Genomic DNA, 16,382 nt, shown 5'->3' with positions numbered 1-16,382 from the left:
TGATGAATCGATTTGCACTCGTATCATTTGCACTGCTTTCGACCACCGCAACCGGCTGTATTTTCGGGGTAGACACCACCCCGTGTGGTGAAGACTGCGCTCTTGAGTCGGACACAGATTTCGAGGACACCGACCTCCCCGACACTCCCAACCCCGACGTGGGCCCCGACGCCAACCCGGACGTCGACCCCGACGCAGACACCGACCTCCCCCCCGACCTCACCCTGGAGCTGACCGGCGGCGAGGAGAGCCCCTATGTCATCGACGAGCTCGACGGGAGCGTGAGCTTCGAGGCGGCCTGCGCCCCCGAAGACTGCACGCTGGACACCTGCACCCTGAGCTATGAGGGCGGCGAGGCCGTCGAGCTTACAAGCTGCGGAGAGTCGATCGAGCTGACCACCGCCGAGCTCGACGCCGAGGGCAGCTGGACGCTCACCGTCAACGCCACCCTCGACGACCAGACTGAGAGCGCGTCGACGACCTTCGATGTGCGCTACACATTCGACGCCGGGCTGCAAAACGTGGAGCCGGGCACCATCGCGTTTAGTTACCCGCCCGAGCTGGAGAGTTTTTGCACCCGCGAGGACTGCGAGCTCACCATCACCTGCACCGACGCCGAGGGCGGCGCGCTCGATTGTCAGGGGCTCGACTTCCCCGAGAACGAGGCCACGGTCAACATCAACCTGACCGCCTGCGCCGCTGGTCTGGAGCCGGAGCATTGCCTGGCGGAGCAGACCTACAACTTCTCCTTCGTGCCCCCCACCTGGACGCAGGTCGCCACCGGCGCCGCCCACTCCTGCGGCATCCTCGATGACGGCACGTTGTGGTGCTGGGGCAATAACGGCAGCGGTCGCCTGGGCGACGGCACCACCACCCAGCGCAACCAGCCCACTCGAGTGGCCGGTGATGGCGTGTGGACGCAGGTGAGCGCGGGCGGGCAGCATACATGTGGGATTAAAGAGGATGAGAGTTTGTGGTGTTGGGGACGTAATAATGAAAAACAAATTGATCCGACCTCTGGCAGCTCCATCAACTACGCCAGCCCGCATCAACTCGGCAGTGATACCGACTGGGTTTCGGTGGCTGCCGGCGCCGAACACACCTGTGCGTTAACTGGCGCAAACACGCTTTTTTGTTGGGGTGAAAACAGCGATCAACAACTCGGCACCGGCACCCCCGTCGACGACCGCACCCGCGTAGAAATCACCAGCGGCGGCTCCACCATCGACACCTTCGTGGCGGTCGCCGCCGGCGATGCGCATACGTGTGCGGTGACGGCGGTGGGGGCGAATGGGTGGTGTTGGGGGAGTTTTTCGAGTGGGCAGTTGGATGGTGAGCCTACGGGGGATAGTGCGCCGCGGCCAGTGGGTAATCCTATCTCAGCAGCAAGTTCCACGACTCAGACTATTGTAGCGGGAGGGACGCACTCATGTGCGGTTGTTGGGGTGAGTGGTGATAGCCGACCTTATTGTTGGGGAAGTACGTCTTTTGGCAAACTCGGACACGATGAAGGTACGTATCCGAATCGTCCCACTGGTCTTAACAACGTTCAACGGATCACAAACGGTTCAGATCATACCTGCGCTATCGAAAACGGCGTGGCCAAATGCTGGGGGGCGAATGTATGGAAACAACTTGGACATAGTGGAAGTTCAACGTCCGTCGCTGTTGCAAGCGACGTAGATGGTTCATACACAAATTGGACCGATATCGCCGCTGGCGGTCAGCACACCTGCGGTATTGCCGACGGTACAATGCGCTGTTGGGGGCTCAATGAAGATGCTCAGTTGGGCTATTTTACGGCTGGCCAAGATAGTAATGTTGCTCCCACAGAAGTGGATTGGCCCTACACCCCTTAAACCCGGGGCCTCGGCAACACGTCCGATCTAAAAACACCCCACCCCCGGCAAACGCTGGAGGTGGGGTGTTTTGCGTCGAGTTCGGGCTGGTAGCTCGTGCTCGTACTCGTCCTCGTACGGGTAGCTCGTGCTGGTCCTGGTAGCTCGTGCTCGTACTCGTACGGGTAGCTCGTGCTGGTCCTGGTAGCTCGTGCTCGTACTCGTACGGGTAGCTCGTGCTGGTCCTGGTAGCTCGTGCTCGATCTCGAACTCGATCTCGATCTCGATCTCGATCTCGATCTCGATCTCGAGCTCGAGCTCGATCTCGCTCTCGGACTCGCGAACCCCGACCGCCCACTACGAATCGACCCACTCCGCGAACCCCCGGCGCCCCACAACCACACAACCACACAACCACACCCCGAGCGCATCCAGGGCGGCGCCTGGCAAGGAGGCAGGGATGAAGCTGTGGCAGCGCCACCGCGAATCCCTGACGACACAGCCAGCGTCGTCCTGGGGCGCTCGGCACCCTTGAACTCCCCGCCCCCCAGAGCAATAGTCATGTCTCATCATGTCACGCAGTACCCGCTCTCGCGAGACCGCATCCACGCGCCGTATCCGTGGTGTTGTACGGGCTCTTTGCCTTTAACAACCTCCACCGCCGGGGTCCCGATGCCTGCGACCAACGTCTACGCCACCCACCACCGCCTGCTCGCCCTCCTCTTCGTCTCGCTCTTCACGACCGTTTTACCCACTTTGCCGGGTACGGCGTTTGCGCAGGAGAGCGGCGAACGTGTTGAGAACGCCGCAAACGCCGAAGACACTGAAAACACCGCGAACACTGAACATACAAAAAACGCGCAGCCTGGCGAGGCGGTCGAGACATTGGAAAACCTTGAGGAGAGCGACGAGGAGCGCGCTCTCCGCTTCTACGAAGCGGCCAGCCAGGCCTACCAAAACGGCGACTTCGCCCGGGCCGCAGACCTGCTGGAGAGCGCGCGCGCCCATCACGCCGAGCCGGTCTACGTCTACAACCAGATCCTCGCGTACCAGGCGTTGGAGCGACCGGCCTATGCGCTGCATCTGCTCGATGAACACGCCGAGGTGCTTGAGAAGGACGGCCGTTTTGAGCACCTCGCCGCGCTTCGCGGACAGCTTCGCCAGGCGGTCGCCGCCCGGGATGCCTCCGCGAACGAAGACGCGCAAGCATCTGAAAACAAAGAACAATCCACCGCAGTACCGGCGAGCATTGAGGCCCCACCGGAGGTCGCCGAGGCATCGCCGAACATCCTGGCCTGGTCGCTGGTGGGCGCCGGCGGGGTGGCGCTCGGCGCGGGGGTGCTCTTTGGCAGCGGCCTGCTCATCGAAGACACCGTCGACCGCCTCGATCAAAGCCGCGTGCCCGAGGCGGAGCTGGCGGTCTACCAGGGCAGCGAGCGCACCCGCGCCGACGATCTTCGCCGACTTCGCACCCACCAGACCCTCAACGTGGTGCTCATCGCCAGTGGAGTTTCTCTAGGCGTGGCCGGCGCCACCATGCTATTTCTCGACACGCGCGTCGATCGACCGCACCCCCGCGCCCTCCGCATCGCCCCGATGCTCTCCGGTGAGCACGCCGGCGCCCTGGTCGGGGGACGCTTTTAGATGATTTGGATCCCTTCGCCCGAGTGACCCCTTCGCCCATGCCCTCTCCCCCCCACGCGCTTGAGCTCTTGCGCGAGCTGCTCCCGGAGTTTCCCGGGCTCCCCGAGCTTGAGTCGCTCGCCAGGGTCTTTGTCGACGTGCTCGAAGCCCAGGACAGCGCCTACGAGCGTCTGCTGCTCCCGGCGCTGGGGCTGGCCGAGCGCCGCGAGTTTCCCGCCCGCGAGATGAGCCGCGGTACGCTCACCGTTGAACTGCCGGAGCAGCCCTTCTGGCTCTTTGACCGCGCCCGCCAGGCCAGCTGGCTCGACGCGGCGATGCTCTTTCCTTTTGAGAACATCGACGACTGGCTCGTCCTCTACCGCACCGCCGACGTCGACGCGGCCACCCACCGCACCCTGCAGCCCCTGCTGGTGCCCCGACTTCGCCAGACGCTGACCTCACTGCCCTGGTCAATCGTCGACTACGGCGGCGAGGACGACGGGCGCATGGATCACGACGAGTTCGTGCAGCTTATTGGTCAGGGCCGCTGGATGCGGGTCGACCACGACGCCAACCAGGGCATCTTCGGCGTGGCCACCTGGGTGGGGCAGGAGCGCCAGGAGATCTGGCGCGCGACCATCGACGATCACTTCCGCGCCGGCCTCGATCCCCTCTCGGAGGAGCCCCCTGAACATCCGATTCTTCTGCCCGACGCCTGGCAGCTCCCGAGCCCCGAGGACGTCGCAGCCCGGGTGGCCGCCGAGCTCCTCGACGACGTCTACCACAACCTGCGCCGCTACGTGCTCGGCCGCCACGGCTTTGATACCGAACGTCTGGGCACCTTGATCCTCTGGCGCGACTGGCCCGATGAGCTCTTTGAGTTCGATGAGCGCGAAGATCCCCTCCACCTCAACCTCCCCCGCGCGATGGCCGAAGAGCTCGGCGCCGACCCCGCCCTCCTCGATGCGCTTCTGACGCGCTGGCTCACGCTCTGCCTGGAAAAACGCGCCCGCGCGCTGCCCTTCTTTGGCGACATCTTCAGCGTGAACCTGCCCCCCACCACCCTGCAACTCCTCGATGACACCGGCACCCCACAGCCCCACCCCCTGGCGGCCGAGGAACTTTTTGGGGCTCGCCCGCGTTGACTTCGCGCGCTTTACACACACCTTTGCCGAATACTAAAAGCAGCGCTTGTTGAGGCTTCAATCGATGATGGTGTTGAGCCCGCACGCCCCGTTTAACTTCTGCTTACTGCCGAGAGCCCCATGCCTACGCTTACCGAAAAACTCGCCCAGGTCGACCGCCAGAAGGTCATCAAAGACGCCGCGCGCCTCATCGAAGACGAAGTCGCCTCCAAGAGCGGTCTCTCGGGCATGGCGATCAAGGGCGGCTACAAGGTCGTCAAAAAGATCAAGCCGGCGATGATCGAGGAGTCCATCGATCACCTGCTCGACTCCTTTACCGGTGCGCTCGACCCGCTCTACCAGGACTATGTCGAGAACGCCGCGGTCAGCACCTTTGAGGCCTACATTCAGAAACACGACGATCGCGCGGCCAACGATCTTCTGAGCATCACCGACGCCAAGGCGGAGCGCTCCGACAACAAGATCCTCAAGTCGACCTACGGCAAGCTGCGCGGCCAGGCCGAAAAGCACGTCAAAGACGCGCTCCCCGGCGTCGGCCGCCTCATCGATCGCTACGCCCCTAAGGCTGCCTGAACCCGGAGCGGCATGTCCTCGCGCCACTCACCCTGCTTCATCCTGCGCACCGTCGACTACGGGGAGCGTGACGTCATCGTCACGCTCCTGGGGCGAGATGCCGGGCGCTTTGCGGCCCTGGCGCGGAGCGCGCGCACCAGCCGAAAGCGTTTTGGCGGAGCCCTTCAGCCTCTGCGCATGGTCGAGGCGATCTACACCCCGCCGAGCCGCGGCGACCTCCACACCCTGCAGGAGCTCGACGTCAGCGAGGATTACCCGGGCCTCGAAGACCGTTTAGAGCTTTTGAGTGCGGCCAGTTACGCCACCGAGCTTGTGCGCGAGACCTGGCGCGAGGGCGAAGACGCCCGCGCCATCTTCGAACTGCTGCGCCAGCTCTACGCGTTTCTTCCCCGCTGCGAGGGTAACCTCGACATCCTCTGCCTGACCCATCATTTCGAGCTAAGTCTGCTCAACCTCTACGGGCTGGCTCCGGCGATTGCGCATTGTGCGCGCTGCGGCGCGTCGGCCGACACCCTGCCCCGGGCGCGATTTGCCCGCAGCGGCGAGGGCCTGCTCTGTGAGGGGTGCCGCCACGCCGGAGAGGCGGTGGGGGTGGTTCACCCGATCACCCTGCAGCTGCTTTTGCACCTGGAAGATCCTCGAAACCCACGCCCTTCCGCCGAGCTGGAGGACGCCCTTGCGCAGGCCCGGCGCGTCATCGATACTTCCGTTGACTCGCTGGTCACCCGCGCGCTACCCGCTCGAGAGATGCTTCGTTCTCTGGTAACAATCTGATACAAATTAGCCAGAGAGTTCGCGAAGATACCCCGCACGCCCCCCGCCTGCACGACCGAGACGCTTCAACGCCCGTCACGTTTACACACCTGTGAGACCCCATCGATGGAAAACCATCCCAATGATCGCCAGCCCGTTCAGATCCTCTGGGTCAACGCGCTCTTTTTGATCGGCACGCCCCTTCTGGCCGCCATCCTCGCGCCCCTCTACATCGCCGCCAACGGCGTGCACTGGAGCGAGGTGGTGGCGATGTTCGTGCTGTGGATCTTCACCGGTCTGGGCATCACGGCGGGCTACCACCGGATGTTCTCACACCGCGCCTGGTGGGCGACCAAGCCGGTGCGCCTTTTGCTGCTGATCTTTGGCGCGGCCGCCTGGCAAAACAGCGTCATCGCCTGGTCGGCCGGTCACCGCTACCACCACCGCGACGTCGACACCGACGACGATCCCTACACCATCAGCCGCGGCTTCTGGTACGCGCACATGCTCTGGGTGATCATCAAAGGCGCTCGCCATGATGACTTCGACAACGTGCCCGACCTCTGGAAAGACCCGCTCTGCGTCTGGCAGCACAACAACTACAACCTGATCAGCGTGGGCTTTAACCTGGGCGTGCCCCTGCTGCTCGGCGTGCTGACCAACAACATCCTGGGGATGCTTTTGTGGGCGGGGCTCTTGCGCATCGTGTTCGTGCACCACGCCACCTTCTTCATCAACTCGCTGGCGCATATGTGGGGGAGCCGCCCCTGGACCAAAGAGCACACCGCGCGCGACAACGCGATCCTGGCGTTTTTCACCTTCGGTGAGGGCTACCATAACTTCCACCACACCTTCCCCGGCGACTACCGCAACGGCGTGCGCTGGTGGCAGTTCGACCCGACCAAGTGGTTGATCTGGACGCTGGAGCGAGTGGGCCTTGCGACCAACCTCAAACGCAGCTCCTTTGACCGTCGACTTCGCCGCCGCTGGAGCAACCTCTACGATCGGTATCAGGCCCAGCGCGAAGAGTGGGAGGAGCAACTTCAGGCCCAATTCGACGAGGCCAGCGCCCGCTTTGAGGCGGCCCTCGAAGAGGCCCGCGCCCTGCACCGCGACTTCGCCCGCCGCGCCGAAGAGCTGCACACCGAGGCGGCCCGCGAGCTCCGCCGCGCTCGCCGCGAAGCCGAGCGCCGCGTGATCTCGGAGTACCGCGAGTTCAAGCGCCTGCTCAATGAGATGCCTCAGCTCGCACCAGTTGCCGCCTGACCCAACCTGCATCCCCCATCACCCCCCCCGCAACACCTCGGTGTTGCGGGGGTTTTCGTTTCTTGCCCCTCCCAACCCGACGCCGAGCGCCCCAGCGCTCCGCTAGCTGCGTCGTCTGGGATTCGCGGTAGCGCTGCTACAGCTTCATCCCAGCCTCCTTGCTATCGAAAGCGCTGGATGCGCTCGGTTTTTTATTGTGCGGCCCCCCCCCAACCCCCGCACGAATCGACCCACTCCGCGAACCCCGGCGCCCCTCAACCACACAACCACCCAACCACCTAACCACAACCCGCGCTCCCCCCAACCCACACAGCAACACGTTTTGCCGCCCCCGAACATTTGCGGTACACCTTCGACGCTATCGCTGACCCTGGCCGCTTTTCGGAGGCTTGTATGATCTGGACCCCTCGTGTTGTCGCCGCGCTCGCTTCGCTCGCGCTTGTTGCCTGCTCCTCGGGCTCCGCCCCCGATGCTCCGCCCATCGAGACGCCTGCGGCCGCCGAGAACGCCGAGCCGGTCAACCTGCGCGTGCTGGCCTTCAATGACCTTCACGGCGCGCTGGAGGGGCCCTCGGGCAAGGTCTGGGTCGATGGCGAGAAGGTGGAGACCGGCGGCGCGGCCTACCTCGCCGCCCATATCAACGCCGAGCGTGACGCCGTCGACAACGCCCTTGTGGTGGCGGCCGGCGACCTCATCGGCGCCTCCCCCCTGGTCTCCGCGCTGCTCCACGACGAGCCCACCATCGAGGTGATGAACGCCCTGGGGCTCGACGCCTCGTCGGTGGGAAACCACGAGTTCGATGAGGGCTATCAAGAACTTCTGCGCATCGCCGAGGGCGGCTGCCACCCCACCGCCGGCTGCCGCGAGGGCTACACCTACGAGGGCCCCACCTTCAGCTACCTGGCGGCCAACGTACGCATCACCGGTGAGGACGAGACGCTGCTTCCGCCCTACATCATCCGCGACATCGACGGGGTGAAGGTCGCCATCATCGGCATGACGCTCGAAGACACCCCGTCTGCGGTGGTGCCCACGGCGGTCGAGGGGCTGGAGTTTTACGATGAGGTTGAGACGGTCAAAGCGCTGCTCCCGGAGCTTGAGGCCGAAGACGTCGTCACCGCCATTGTGCTGCTGCACGAGGGCGGGGTGATCCACGGGGAACAGACCGACATTGGTGAGTGCCCGGATGTGCAGGGGGCGATCGTGCCCATCGCCGAGGCGATGCCGCCGCTTGTCTCGGTGATCGTGACCGGCCACACCCACGCCGCCTACGTCTGTGAGTTCGGGGGCAAGCTGGTGACCGCCGCGCAGTCCTTTGGCCGCGTGGTCACCGCCATCGACATGACCATCGACCGTCAGACTGGCGAGGTGCTGGAGCGCAGCGCGCGCCAGCGTGCGGTAACCCGCGATGTGGAGCCCGACCCCGAGATCGCCACGCTGATCGACACCTACGCCGAGATCTCCGCGCCCCTGGCCGAGCGCGTCGTCGGCAGCCTCACCGCGCCCATCAGCCGTGAACGCGACGCCACGGGTCAGTCCCCGCTGGGCAAGCTCATCGCCGACGCCCAGCTCGCTGCGACCGCCGGCGAGGACATCGGCGGGGCGCAGGTCGCGTTTATGAACCCCGGCGGCATCCGTTCCTCGCTGGAGCCCGACGCCGAGGGCAACATCACCTTCTCCGACCTGCACACCTGCCAGCCCTTTGGCAACACGCTGGTGACGATGACGCTCACCGGCCAGCAGATTCACACCCTGCTTGAGCAGCAGTGGATCAACCCGGACCGCACCCACATGCTCGGCGTCTCGCAGGGCTTTAGCTACACCTGGAACGCCGACGCCCCGGCTGGCGAGCGCATCGACCCCACCAGCATGGCCCTCAACGGCGAAGTACTCGCCATGGATGAAAACTACCGCGTCACCGTCAACAACTTCCTGAGCACCGGCGGCGACGGCTTCACGGTCCTCGCGGAAGGCACCGAGCGCGTCGTCGGCCCCATCGACCTCGACGCCCTGGTGACCTACGTCGAAGAGAACTCCCCCATCTCGGCCCCCGAAGATGCCCGCGTGATGGTCATCGGCGAAGCCGCCGCGGCCGCCGAATAACCCTCATAGCCCCTCACCACCACCCACAAAAAAGGACGCCCCACCGGGCGTCCTTTTTTATACATTTCAATAACTTACACCAACCCACCACAACCCGAGAACCACCTGCCGCCCACACGAACCTCCCCACCACGCACACCCCCCAACCCCCTCAACCACACAACCACACAACCACACAACCACAACCCGCGAACCACCCAACGCCCACACGAACCTCCCAACTCCGCACACCCCCCAACGCCCTCACTCCCCCTCCACCCACCACCTCAAAAACTCCGGCAACGCCTCCCCATCCTTATCTCGCCGATTCTTCCAGGAGGTGAGCATCACATGCTCGTTGCTCGCCACCGAAAACGCCCGCATCGACTCGCCAGAATAGGCGTCGTTGACCAGCGCCCGGGTGCGCGCGCCCATATCGAAGAGCCCGATGGCGAAGAAGACCGCGATCACCGAGTCGTCTTCAAAGGCCAGAAGTCCGATGCGCGAGTCGGGGTGCGCCGCGCCCACGGCCGCGGGGATGGCGTCGGCCCGCGCCTCGCACCCCTCACACTCGGGCGGCAGCGTCATCTCCCAGACGTTTTGCCAGATGCCCCAGCGCCCCTCGCCAGGCTGCACAAACTGCGCGGAGTCGGCCAGAAGGTGGGCCTCGGCCCCGGGGAACGCCTCCTCCACCCGCCAGAAGTTCAGCGTCGCGCCGTAGCCCCCGGCGCTCGCCCCGAGCATCCAGACGCGCTCGATCTGCGGGAGTTCTTCGCTCAGGTACGCCAGGTAGCGCGCCATATTGACCGCGCCTTTGTGGTGCACCATGCGCTGGGGCTGGAAGGCGTCGTGATTTTTGATGGCGTCGCCGCTGTGCAGGTCGGCGGTGCAATAGGGCACAAAGGCGTAGCTCGCGTCGGGCCAGGGGTTGGCCTCATCGTCGCGGTCAAAGAGCCCGCTTGCGATCAGGGGGCGCACCTCCGCCTCGAACTTCGCCGCGGTGTACTCCCCCTCGATGTTGACGGCGGCGTTGAGCACGTAGCAGCTGGTCGCGTCCCAGCAGGCCCCGCCGCCGTTCAAAAAGATCACAAGATCGGTGGAGGCCTCATTGAGGTTCAGTCCCAGCCCCGCCGGTCCGCCGCCCCCGCAGAAGGTGTCCTCCAGAGGCTGGTAGACCCAGCCGGCCTCCGCCGGGGTGGGGGTGGGGTCGGCATCGGCGCCGACGTCGGCTGCGCCCGCATCATCTTCCGAATCGACGCCGCTCTGCCCGGGCGCGGGCACACAGCCGGCGGCCAGCCCCATACTCAGCACCCATAGCCCGACTCGCACTCGCCATCCGCTACTCTGAGGCCTGCTCATCGTCCACCTCGCCAGTGACCCACGCTCGATAAAAGGACTCCAACCTGCGCTCATCGCGGCCGGTCAACGTGCGCAGCTGCAAGAGCGTCTCATGATCGCCGCCCTCCGCCACAAACACCCGCATGTTGGGATGTTCTTGATAATACGAACTTAAATGCTCTTCGAGCAGCTCCGCAAATCGCGTAGGCGCCGCCCCGAAGTAGGTCGAGATCACCGCGTCGTGCGAAAAGACCGAGAGCGCAAAGCGCGAGTCGGGGTACGCGCTGGCCAGGCGGCTCGGGATGAGTTCGCTGTTCTCCACACACCCCTCGCAGGCCGCAGGCAAGGTCATCGCCCAGTTGGTGCGCCACTGCTCCCAGCGCTCATCTTCCAGGGTGAGCCAGGGGGAGGCGTCGGCGTAGGCATGCACGCGCGCATCCTCAAAGGCCTCGTTGAAGAGCTCGAAGTTCAGAGTGACCGCGTAGCCGCCGGCGCTCACGCCCATCAACCACACCCGCTCCACATCGGGGAAGAGCTCTTTAGCGCGCTCGATGAAGAGCTCCACATTGCGCCGCCCCTGGTGGTAGACCGGCCCCTCCAGCCCCAGCCCCGGGTAGGTCGTCTGGGTGTAGCCGGCGTGAAGATCGCCGGTACAATAGGGCACAAACATGAAGTTGGCCTGATAAAGCGGGTTGATCGCCTCATCGCGGCTGAGCACCCCGGCCTCCGCCAACGGGTGGACCTCTTTGCCAAGCTGATCGCTGGAGTAGCGGATCTCGGTGTTGGCGGCGGTCTCCAGGATGCCGCAGCTCATCGCATCCCAGCAGGCGCCGCCGCCGTTGAAATACACCAGAAGATCGCGGCTGGAGCCGGCGGCGTTGACCCCCACGCCCACCGGTGAGCCGTTGGCGCAGCGCGCGCCCTGCGCCTCGACGTAGTACCAGCGCTCGGGTTGCAGCGGGCGGCCCTCGCGCCAGACCTCCACCTCGACCTGCGGGTTCTCACCGCGGCTCAACCCCGGCGCGACCACACAGCCGGCGAGCAACGCGGCCCCCAACAGAGCGCTCCACATAGCCATCCACATCGCTGATACTCGGCGCATCCTCACTCCCTGAAATCCTGGTTCTTGACGTCGGCTCAAGCCTGCCCCCCCGTCGTCCGGGCGTCACCCGGAGCTAGAAGCCCCAGGCCAACTCGAGGGTGGGGACGATGTTGAACATCGTGTCGAAGGGATATCCGGCGTAGCTCAGGCGGTAGCCCAGCTGCGCCATAAAGCGCGGGCTCGTGGTCAGGCGCAGCGCAGCGCCCTGCTCCACCGCAAAGGCGCCGTCGACGCCGGGGTAGGTGAACGCGCGCACATCGGCCTCATAGCCAAATGTGCCCGCGATCGGCCCCTGCATATGCACCGACGCGATCCCGGTGGCCCAGCCGAACATGGCCGCGGTGCGCGGATAGACAAAGGGAAGATCGATCGAGACCAGCTGCGACTCCCCCACCCTCGGGGCAACCTGCACGCCGAGCCCCAGGCTCAAAAGGTGCGCCCCCACCTCGCGCGTGACCAGAAGCTCGCTCTGCAACGAGACGATATGCGGCACCGCCCGATCCGAGGGCAGAATCCCACCGATGCCCTCCCGCGCCAGAAGCCTTAAGAGCGGCGTCGGGTAGGTCAGCTGATGCTTGCTCGCCACATGCCACCCGCCACGCTGGCCGTGGGCGACTTTAAGCTGCGCGTTGGGTGCCACAAAGAAGAGCAGCGGATGCACCGCAAGCTCCAGCTCCACGCTCAGCCCGTAGCGCAAAGGCCCAGAGAGCCCCACCTCCCAACGCCCCACCTCACTCAACAGAGCTGTATCGCCCACAAACGCCCGCTCCGGCGCCTCAACCTCCGCGCTGGCCTCAACCTCTGCGCTGGCGTCCTCCTGCGCGCTCGCCAGCGCCGGCATCAGCAGCATCGCCAGCCCGCACATCCACATCCATCGCGTCGACATCATCGCTCCTCCAGCGCAAAGCGCACAGTGATCGGCGCGTGATCCGAGAGCGGCATCGTCTCCATACCTCCGCTGGAGGCGTCCTGATGGGTCAGCCCCGAGCCCGGCACAAAGGTGCCGTTGGTAAAGAGGTAGTCGAGCTTGCGATTCCAGAACGTCCCCCCCTGGGTGGAGTGGGTAAAGTAGGGGGCGTTGTCGGCCTGGTAGTCTTCGAGCGGAATCGCCGGGGTGTAGTCTTCGTAATACGCGCTGAGCGCGTCTTCTTCGGCACGAAAATCATCGGCCTGAAAGTCCTCGGACTCACACACCGAGTCCGGGAACGCGTTCTGCTGCACGCTGCCCGGCGGCAGCGTGTTCAGATCGCCGCCGGCCACAAAGACGCCGCCGGCGCGGTCGATGCGGTCGAGCTCATCTTTGAAAAGATCGATCTGCAGCTCTTTGGTCCCGTCCTGCGCAAAGGCGTCGGTGTGCACGTTGAGCACGTGCAGATCGCCGTACTCGGGCACCTCCACGATCGAGGTGAGGATGTGGCGCTTGAGATAGAAGTAGTTGGTCAGCGCGTCGTTGGTGCTGATCTGCGGCATGGCGATGCGCTGCGCGTCCCGGATCGGGTATTTGGAGAGGATGGCGTTGCCCATATTCACTCGCCCGATCCCGTCGGTGGGCACATGATGGGCGCGCCACTGCGAGGCAAACACCGCGTAGTTAAGCTCGGTGTTGTCCAAAAGCCACTGCACCTGATCGACGTAGGCCACGCGCTTGGAGTCGACGTCGATCTCCTGCATCAGCAGCACATCGGGGTCGACCTGGCGGATCTTGCTGGCCAGCCCCTCCAGGTTCTCCACAACCTCGTCTTCCTCCATCAAAACGCGATCGCCGTGGCAGTCGAACCAGAAATCGATCCGCGCCCCGCCAAACTTGATGTTCCAGTCCATCACCACCAGCTCGCCAGAGGGCGGCTCGGTGGCGATCAACTCCTGCGCCTCATAATACTGCGCGTCTTCGACCTCATCGAAGGTCGCGTTGAAGGGGTCACAGCCCCACAGGGCTGTGGCCAGCGCCTGCGTGAGAACCACTCGCATCATCCACCTCGTTGCTCGACCCGACACCTCACACCTCCCTTTCGCCGGGGCGTATGACCGGCGATCATCCATCGATCCTGCATCGGCCCGCAGCGCCCGTCAGGCCTCTGCGGGGGGCGTTGCGACCGCGTTGTTCATCGCGTGCACTGCACGAACGCTAACGGCTTTCCGGGCCACTGCATAGCCTCACCCTGCGGATGAGGCCCGCATGCCCGGCCAACTTCTGGCATATCCGCCCGAAATCCCCAAAAAAAGAGCCGCGCCCCGGGTCGGGGCGCGGCTCGTTGAAACACCGTCATACAGGTGGCGCATTAGCGCCCGGCGACCTTATTGCTCGCAGGCCACCGGACCGATGGCTTCCATCGGGTGCGCGGCCTCTTCATCGGCGGGCTCGACCTCACCGATGCACATGCCGGCTTCGACCTCCACGACCACCTCGGCCGCCTCCGAGCTCATCATCAGCTGGCCGCGCTCCAGTTTGACGCCGGCCTCACCGATGCGCAGCGCCGGGCTCGCATCACCGTCGATGACCAGGCTGAGCACGTCATCGAGCATCCACTCCTCAAGGTCGCTGATCACGTCCTGGGCGCGGTAGAGGGCGAGCATCAGCTCGAGGTCCAGGCCCGGGGACATGGAGATGGCGATGTCGTCGCCGTCTTTTGCAAGATCCAGATCCAGGCTGCGGCCGTGGTCGGCGTTGAAGTCCAGCGCGGCGACCTCTTCACCTTCGACGAAGACCTGCGCCGGGGAGGCCCCCAGGCCAAAGCCGCGCAGCTCCAGGCGATCTTCGCCTGCCAAAAAGCTCAGCGCGCCCTGAATGCCGGCCAGCGCCGCGCCCATCTGGTAGCCCTCCTCGACCACCTCGCAGTTAAACTCGTAGTTCCCCGGCTCGCCAGGGACCTCCACATCGTAGCACTCCTCCACTTCGCCGGTGGGGAAGTTCAACGAGAGCGCGCCCATATCGGCCTCCACGCGGAACGCGCGCGCCTCAATGTCGGAGCGAATCTCCAGCGCCCGGGGGCTGGCAGCCACATCGATCGAGAACATCTCTCCGGCCAGCGCGATGGCCTGACCCACGGCCACATTCAACGCGACCTCATTGCCGGATCGGGAGAGCTCGGCGCTCAATCGCCCCGACATCGTCTCCGGGAAGCCTTCCGCGAGCTCTTCGTCCATTTCGACCGAGGCAAACTCGACGACGTCTTTCAAGATCGCCAGATCCACATCGGCGGCCACGCGCGCCGGACCAAAGGCCAGCGAGAATGGCGAGAGGCGGTCGGGACCGACCATCACGTCGATGTCCACTTCGCCCTCGGCAAAGGAGCGGGCCTGAAGACGAATCTGCAGCGCGTCGACCTCCGCTTCACACTCGGCGCGATCGTCTTCTTCTTCTTCGGCGCAGACCACCTCCCCGCGGAGCAGGTAGGTCACCTCCGTCTCATCGGCGGTCTCGACGTTCGCGTCAGCGAAGATGCGCTCCTCGAGCACGCGACGAATCTCATCGCGCTCTTCCTCGAAATCCGGCTCAAAAGGCTCGGGCTGCTCGGGCTCACAGGGCATGGGCTCTTCGCCGATGGGGTCCTCGCCAGGCATCGGCGGCACCGGCTGCTCCGCCACACAGACCGAGTCGCCGGAGTCCGACCACACGTAGTCGTTAAAGAGGCTCGACTCGCCAAGAAAGGCCAGGCCCTCAGCCACCGCGTCGACCGAGTTGCCCACCGAGTCGCTCACCGCCTGACGCACCGAAAGCGCGTCGACGGGCTGCTCTTCAAGCTGCGGATCTTCGGAGGGGCCACAGGCCACCACGCCACCGACGGCCATCGTCAGACCGAGTACTTTCAAAAGATCGTTGCGCATCACTCACCTCATTTTGGGCGCCCGCCATGATGACGAGCCGAGTAGAAACCTGCGTGCGTGCTACATGGTTCTTGGAGAGGGTGTCACTCCGGGACAGCTTCCGACCTGATAGCTAAGCAGATCCCGTGCCAGCCAAATATCGACGCATTTGAGGCCCTGGGATTCAACTTCTGGTCAACGTCTACTCCCACCGCCCCCTCGATCTGTACGAAGGACACTCCAGCCCGGCCGGTGAGGGGATGTTTTCCACAGGGTTTTCCACAGCCTCGGTTTTCCACAGTTTTTCGACACAGCCCGGTTGCCTGCGCGCGGGTTTTGAGGCTATCTTCTGCAAGCCTATTCAGGGTGCGGCGTTTTGATAGTGATGATGATTCATGGACGAATCTCCGCCCGCATCCTTCGCGTCACCACGCGCAAAGCCGGTCTTGAAGGCGATGCTTAGCATGCATCTCCCGGGGCAAAGCTCGCGCGTACACAACACCATGGAAGGTCGCGATGAGCTCCTCCGACAGCACCCACCGCCGCGAGCAGGCCTGCGCCCTGCTGCAGACGCTGGTCGATCCCCGACATCTTGAGCGCCCCGATCAGGGCGCGGCGCTTCGTCATCTGGCCATCGCCTCACTCAACCTGGCCGAAGAGCTCAGCCCCGAGGCGCTGATGGAGGCCAGCGAGGCGCTTCCTCTTGTGGCCCTCTACGATCGGTGGGCGCAGGCGCAGATCGGCCCGGCGGAGGTCGCCCGGGCGCTGCACGCGCAGGGGCATTTAAGCGCGCTGGGCGCCGACGCGCTGGGGCGCCGCCTGGAGCGCGCGCACCATCTGGCGGCGTCCACCCGTGTG

Annotated in this window: 13 protein-coding genes; 8 read left to right on the top strand and 5 right to left on the bottom strand. The window is 64.8% G+C overall.

The annotated features are described in order from the left end of the window. Positions 1-2 precede the first annotated feature (2 nt). The 7 genes from FRC96_RS17920 to FRC96_RS17890 all read left to right on the top strand — a co-directional run bounded on the left by FRC96_RS17920 (position 3) and on the right by FRC96_RS17890 (position 9,301). The gene (locus tag FRC96_RS17920) at positions 3-1,859 is read left to right on the top strand and encodes an RCC1 domain-containing protein (RefSeq protein ID WP_146976501.1); all 1,857 of its coding nucleotides are present in this window, start codon (positions 3-5) and stop codon (positions 1,857-1,859) included. Between the two features lie 651 nt (positions 1,860-2,510). Further along, complete coding sequence (locus FRC96_RS17915) at positions 2,511-3,482, top strand: tetratricopeptide repeat protein (RefSeq protein WP_146976500.1); 972 nt, start codon at positions 2,511-2,513, stop codon at positions 3,480-3,482. A gap of 38 nt (positions 3,483-3,520) precedes the next feature. Further along, positions 3,521-4,606 carry a hypothetical protein gene (locus tag FRC96_RS17910; protein ID WP_146976498.1) on the top strand — a complete coding sequence of 362 codons (1,086 nt, stop codon included), beginning with the start codon at positions 3,521-3,523 and terminating at the stop codon, positions 4,604-4,606. Between the two features lie 120 nt (positions 4,607-4,726). Continuing rightward, positions 4,727-5,179 carry a DUF6918 family protein gene (locus FRC96_RS17905; RefSeq protein WP_146976497.1) on the top strand — a complete coding sequence of 151 codons (453 nt, stop codon included), beginning with the start codon at positions 4,727-4,729 and terminating at the stop codon, positions 5,177-5,179. Positions 5,180-5,191: 12 nt separating this feature from the next. Beyond that, positions 5,192-5,953: a DNA repair protein RecO gene (gene recO, locus FRC96_RS17900; protein WP_146976495.1), complete on the top strand. Its 762-nt coding sequence runs from the start codon at positions 5,192-5,194 to the stop codon at positions 5,951-5,953. Between the two features lie 105 nt (positions 5,954-6,058). Then, entirely contained in the window at positions 6,059-7,198 is a 1,140-nt protein-coding gene (locus tag FRC96_RS17895; RefSeq protein ID WP_146976493.1) for an acyl-CoA desaturase, read from the top strand. A 393-nt stretch (positions 7,199-7,591) separates the two neighbouring features. Further along, positions 7,592-9,301, top strand: a complete 1,710-nt coding sequence (locus FRC96_RS17890) for a bifunctional metallophosphatase/5'-nucleotidase (RefSeq protein WP_146976491.1) — start codon at positions 7,592-7,594, stop codon at positions 9,299-9,301. 243 nt (positions 9,302-9,544) lie between these two features. On the opposite strand, the gene FRC96_RS17885 is transcribed toward FRC96_RS17890, so the two are convergent. The 5 genes from FRC96_RS17885 to FRC96_RS17865 form a co-directional block, all read right to left on the bottom strand. Next, positions 9,545-10,639, bottom strand: a complete 1,095-nt coding sequence (locus FRC96_RS17885; protein ID WP_230470407.1) for a pectinacetylesterase family protein — start codon at positions 10,637-10,639, stop codon at positions 9,545-9,547. Continuing rightward, complete coding sequence (locus FRC96_RS17880; protein ID WP_146976487.1) at positions 10,620-11,720, bottom strand: pectin acetylesterase-family hydrolase; 1,101 nt, start codon at positions 11,718-11,720, stop codon at positions 10,620-10,622. The genes FRC96_RS17885 and FRC96_RS17880 overlap by 20 nt, the downstream gene beginning before the upstream one ends. Before the next feature lie 73 nt (positions 11,721-11,793). Then, the gene (locus tag FRC96_RS17875; protein ID WP_146976486.1) at positions 11,794-12,606 is read right to left on the bottom strand and encodes a hypothetical protein; all 813 of its coding nucleotides are present in this window, start codon (positions 12,604-12,606) and stop codon (positions 11,794-11,796) included. Continuing rightward, positions 12,606-13,688, bottom strand: coding sequence for an endonuclease/exonuclease/phosphatase family protein (locus FRC96_RS17870; RefSeq protein ID WP_230470406.1), 1,083 nt, complete (start codon positions 13,686-13,688; stop codon positions 12,606-12,608). Before FRC96_RS17870 ends, FRC96_RS17875 begins: the two co-directional genes overlap by 1 nt. Positions 13,689-14,015: 327 nt before the next feature. Then, positions 14,016-15,545, bottom strand: a complete 1,530-nt coding sequence (locus FRC96_RS17865) for a hypothetical protein (protein ID WP_146976482.1) — start codon at positions 15,543-15,545, stop codon at positions 14,016-14,018. Positions 15,546-16,040: 495 nt separating this feature from the next. Here FRC96_RS17865 and FRC96_RS22425 point away from each other — a divergent pair. Further along, on the top strand, positions 16,041-16,382 hold a 342-nt coding region (locus FRC96_RS22425; RefSeq protein WP_230470403.1), incomplete at its 3' end, for a hypothetical protein.

Source organism: Lujinxingia vulgaris (genome assembly GCF_007997005.1).
GTDB lineage: Bacteria > Myxococcota_A > Bradymonadia > Bradymonadales > Bradymonadaceae > Lujinxingia.
Note: the sequence above shows the minus strand (reverse complement) of the source record. Positions and strands in the feature narration are given on the sequence as shown.

Excerpts from the sequence above, each read along its gene's own strand:
- FRC96_RS17920 (WP_146976501.1), top strand. The coding sequence starts at position 3 with ATGAATCGATTTGCACTCGTATCATTTGCACTGCTTTCGACCACCGCA.
- FRC96_RS17915 (WP_146976500.1), top strand. The coding sequence starts at position 2,511 with ATGCCTGCGACCAACGTCTACGCCACCCACCACCGCCTGCTCGCCCTC.
- FRC96_RS17910 (WP_146976498.1), top strand. The coding sequence starts at position 3,521 with ATGCCCTCTCCCCCCCACGCGCTTGAGCTCTTGCGCGAGCTGCTCCCG.
- FRC96_RS17905 (WP_146976497.1), top strand. The coding sequence starts at position 4,727 with ATGCCTACGCTTACCGAAAAACTCGCCCAGGTCGACCGCCAGAAGGTC.
- recO (WP_146976495.1), top strand. The coding sequence starts at position 5,192 with ATGTCCTCGCGCCACTCACCCTGCTTCATCCTGCGCACCGTCGACTAC.
- FRC96_RS17895 (WP_146976493.1), top strand. The coding sequence starts at position 6,059 with ATGGAAAACCATCCCAATGATCGCCAGCCCGTTCAGATCCTCTGGGTC.
- FRC96_RS17890 (WP_146976491.1), top strand. The coding sequence starts at position 7,592 with ATGATCTGGACCCCTCGTGTTGTCGCCGCGCTCGCTTCGCTCGCGCTT.
- FRC96_RS17885 (WP_230470407.1), bottom strand. The coding sequence starts at position 10,639 with ATGAGCAGGCCTCAGAGTAGCGGATGGCGAGTGCGAGTCGGGCTATGG.
- FRC96_RS17880 (WP_146976487.1), bottom strand. The coding sequence starts at position 11,720 with ATGCGCCGAGTATCAGCGATGTGGATGGCTATGTGGAGCGCTCTGTTG.
- FRC96_RS17875 (WP_146976486.1), bottom strand. The coding sequence starts at position 12,606 with ATGTCGACGCGATGGATGTGGATGTGCGGGCTGGCGATGCTGCTGATG.
- FRC96_RS17870 (WP_230470406.1), bottom strand. The coding sequence starts at position 13,688 with ATGCGAGTGGTTCTCACGCAGGCGCTGGCCACAGCCCTGTGGGGCTGT.
- FRC96_RS17865 (WP_146976482.1), bottom strand. The coding sequence starts at position 15,545 with ATGCGCAACGATCTTTTGAAAGTACTCGGTCTGACGATGGCCGTCGGT.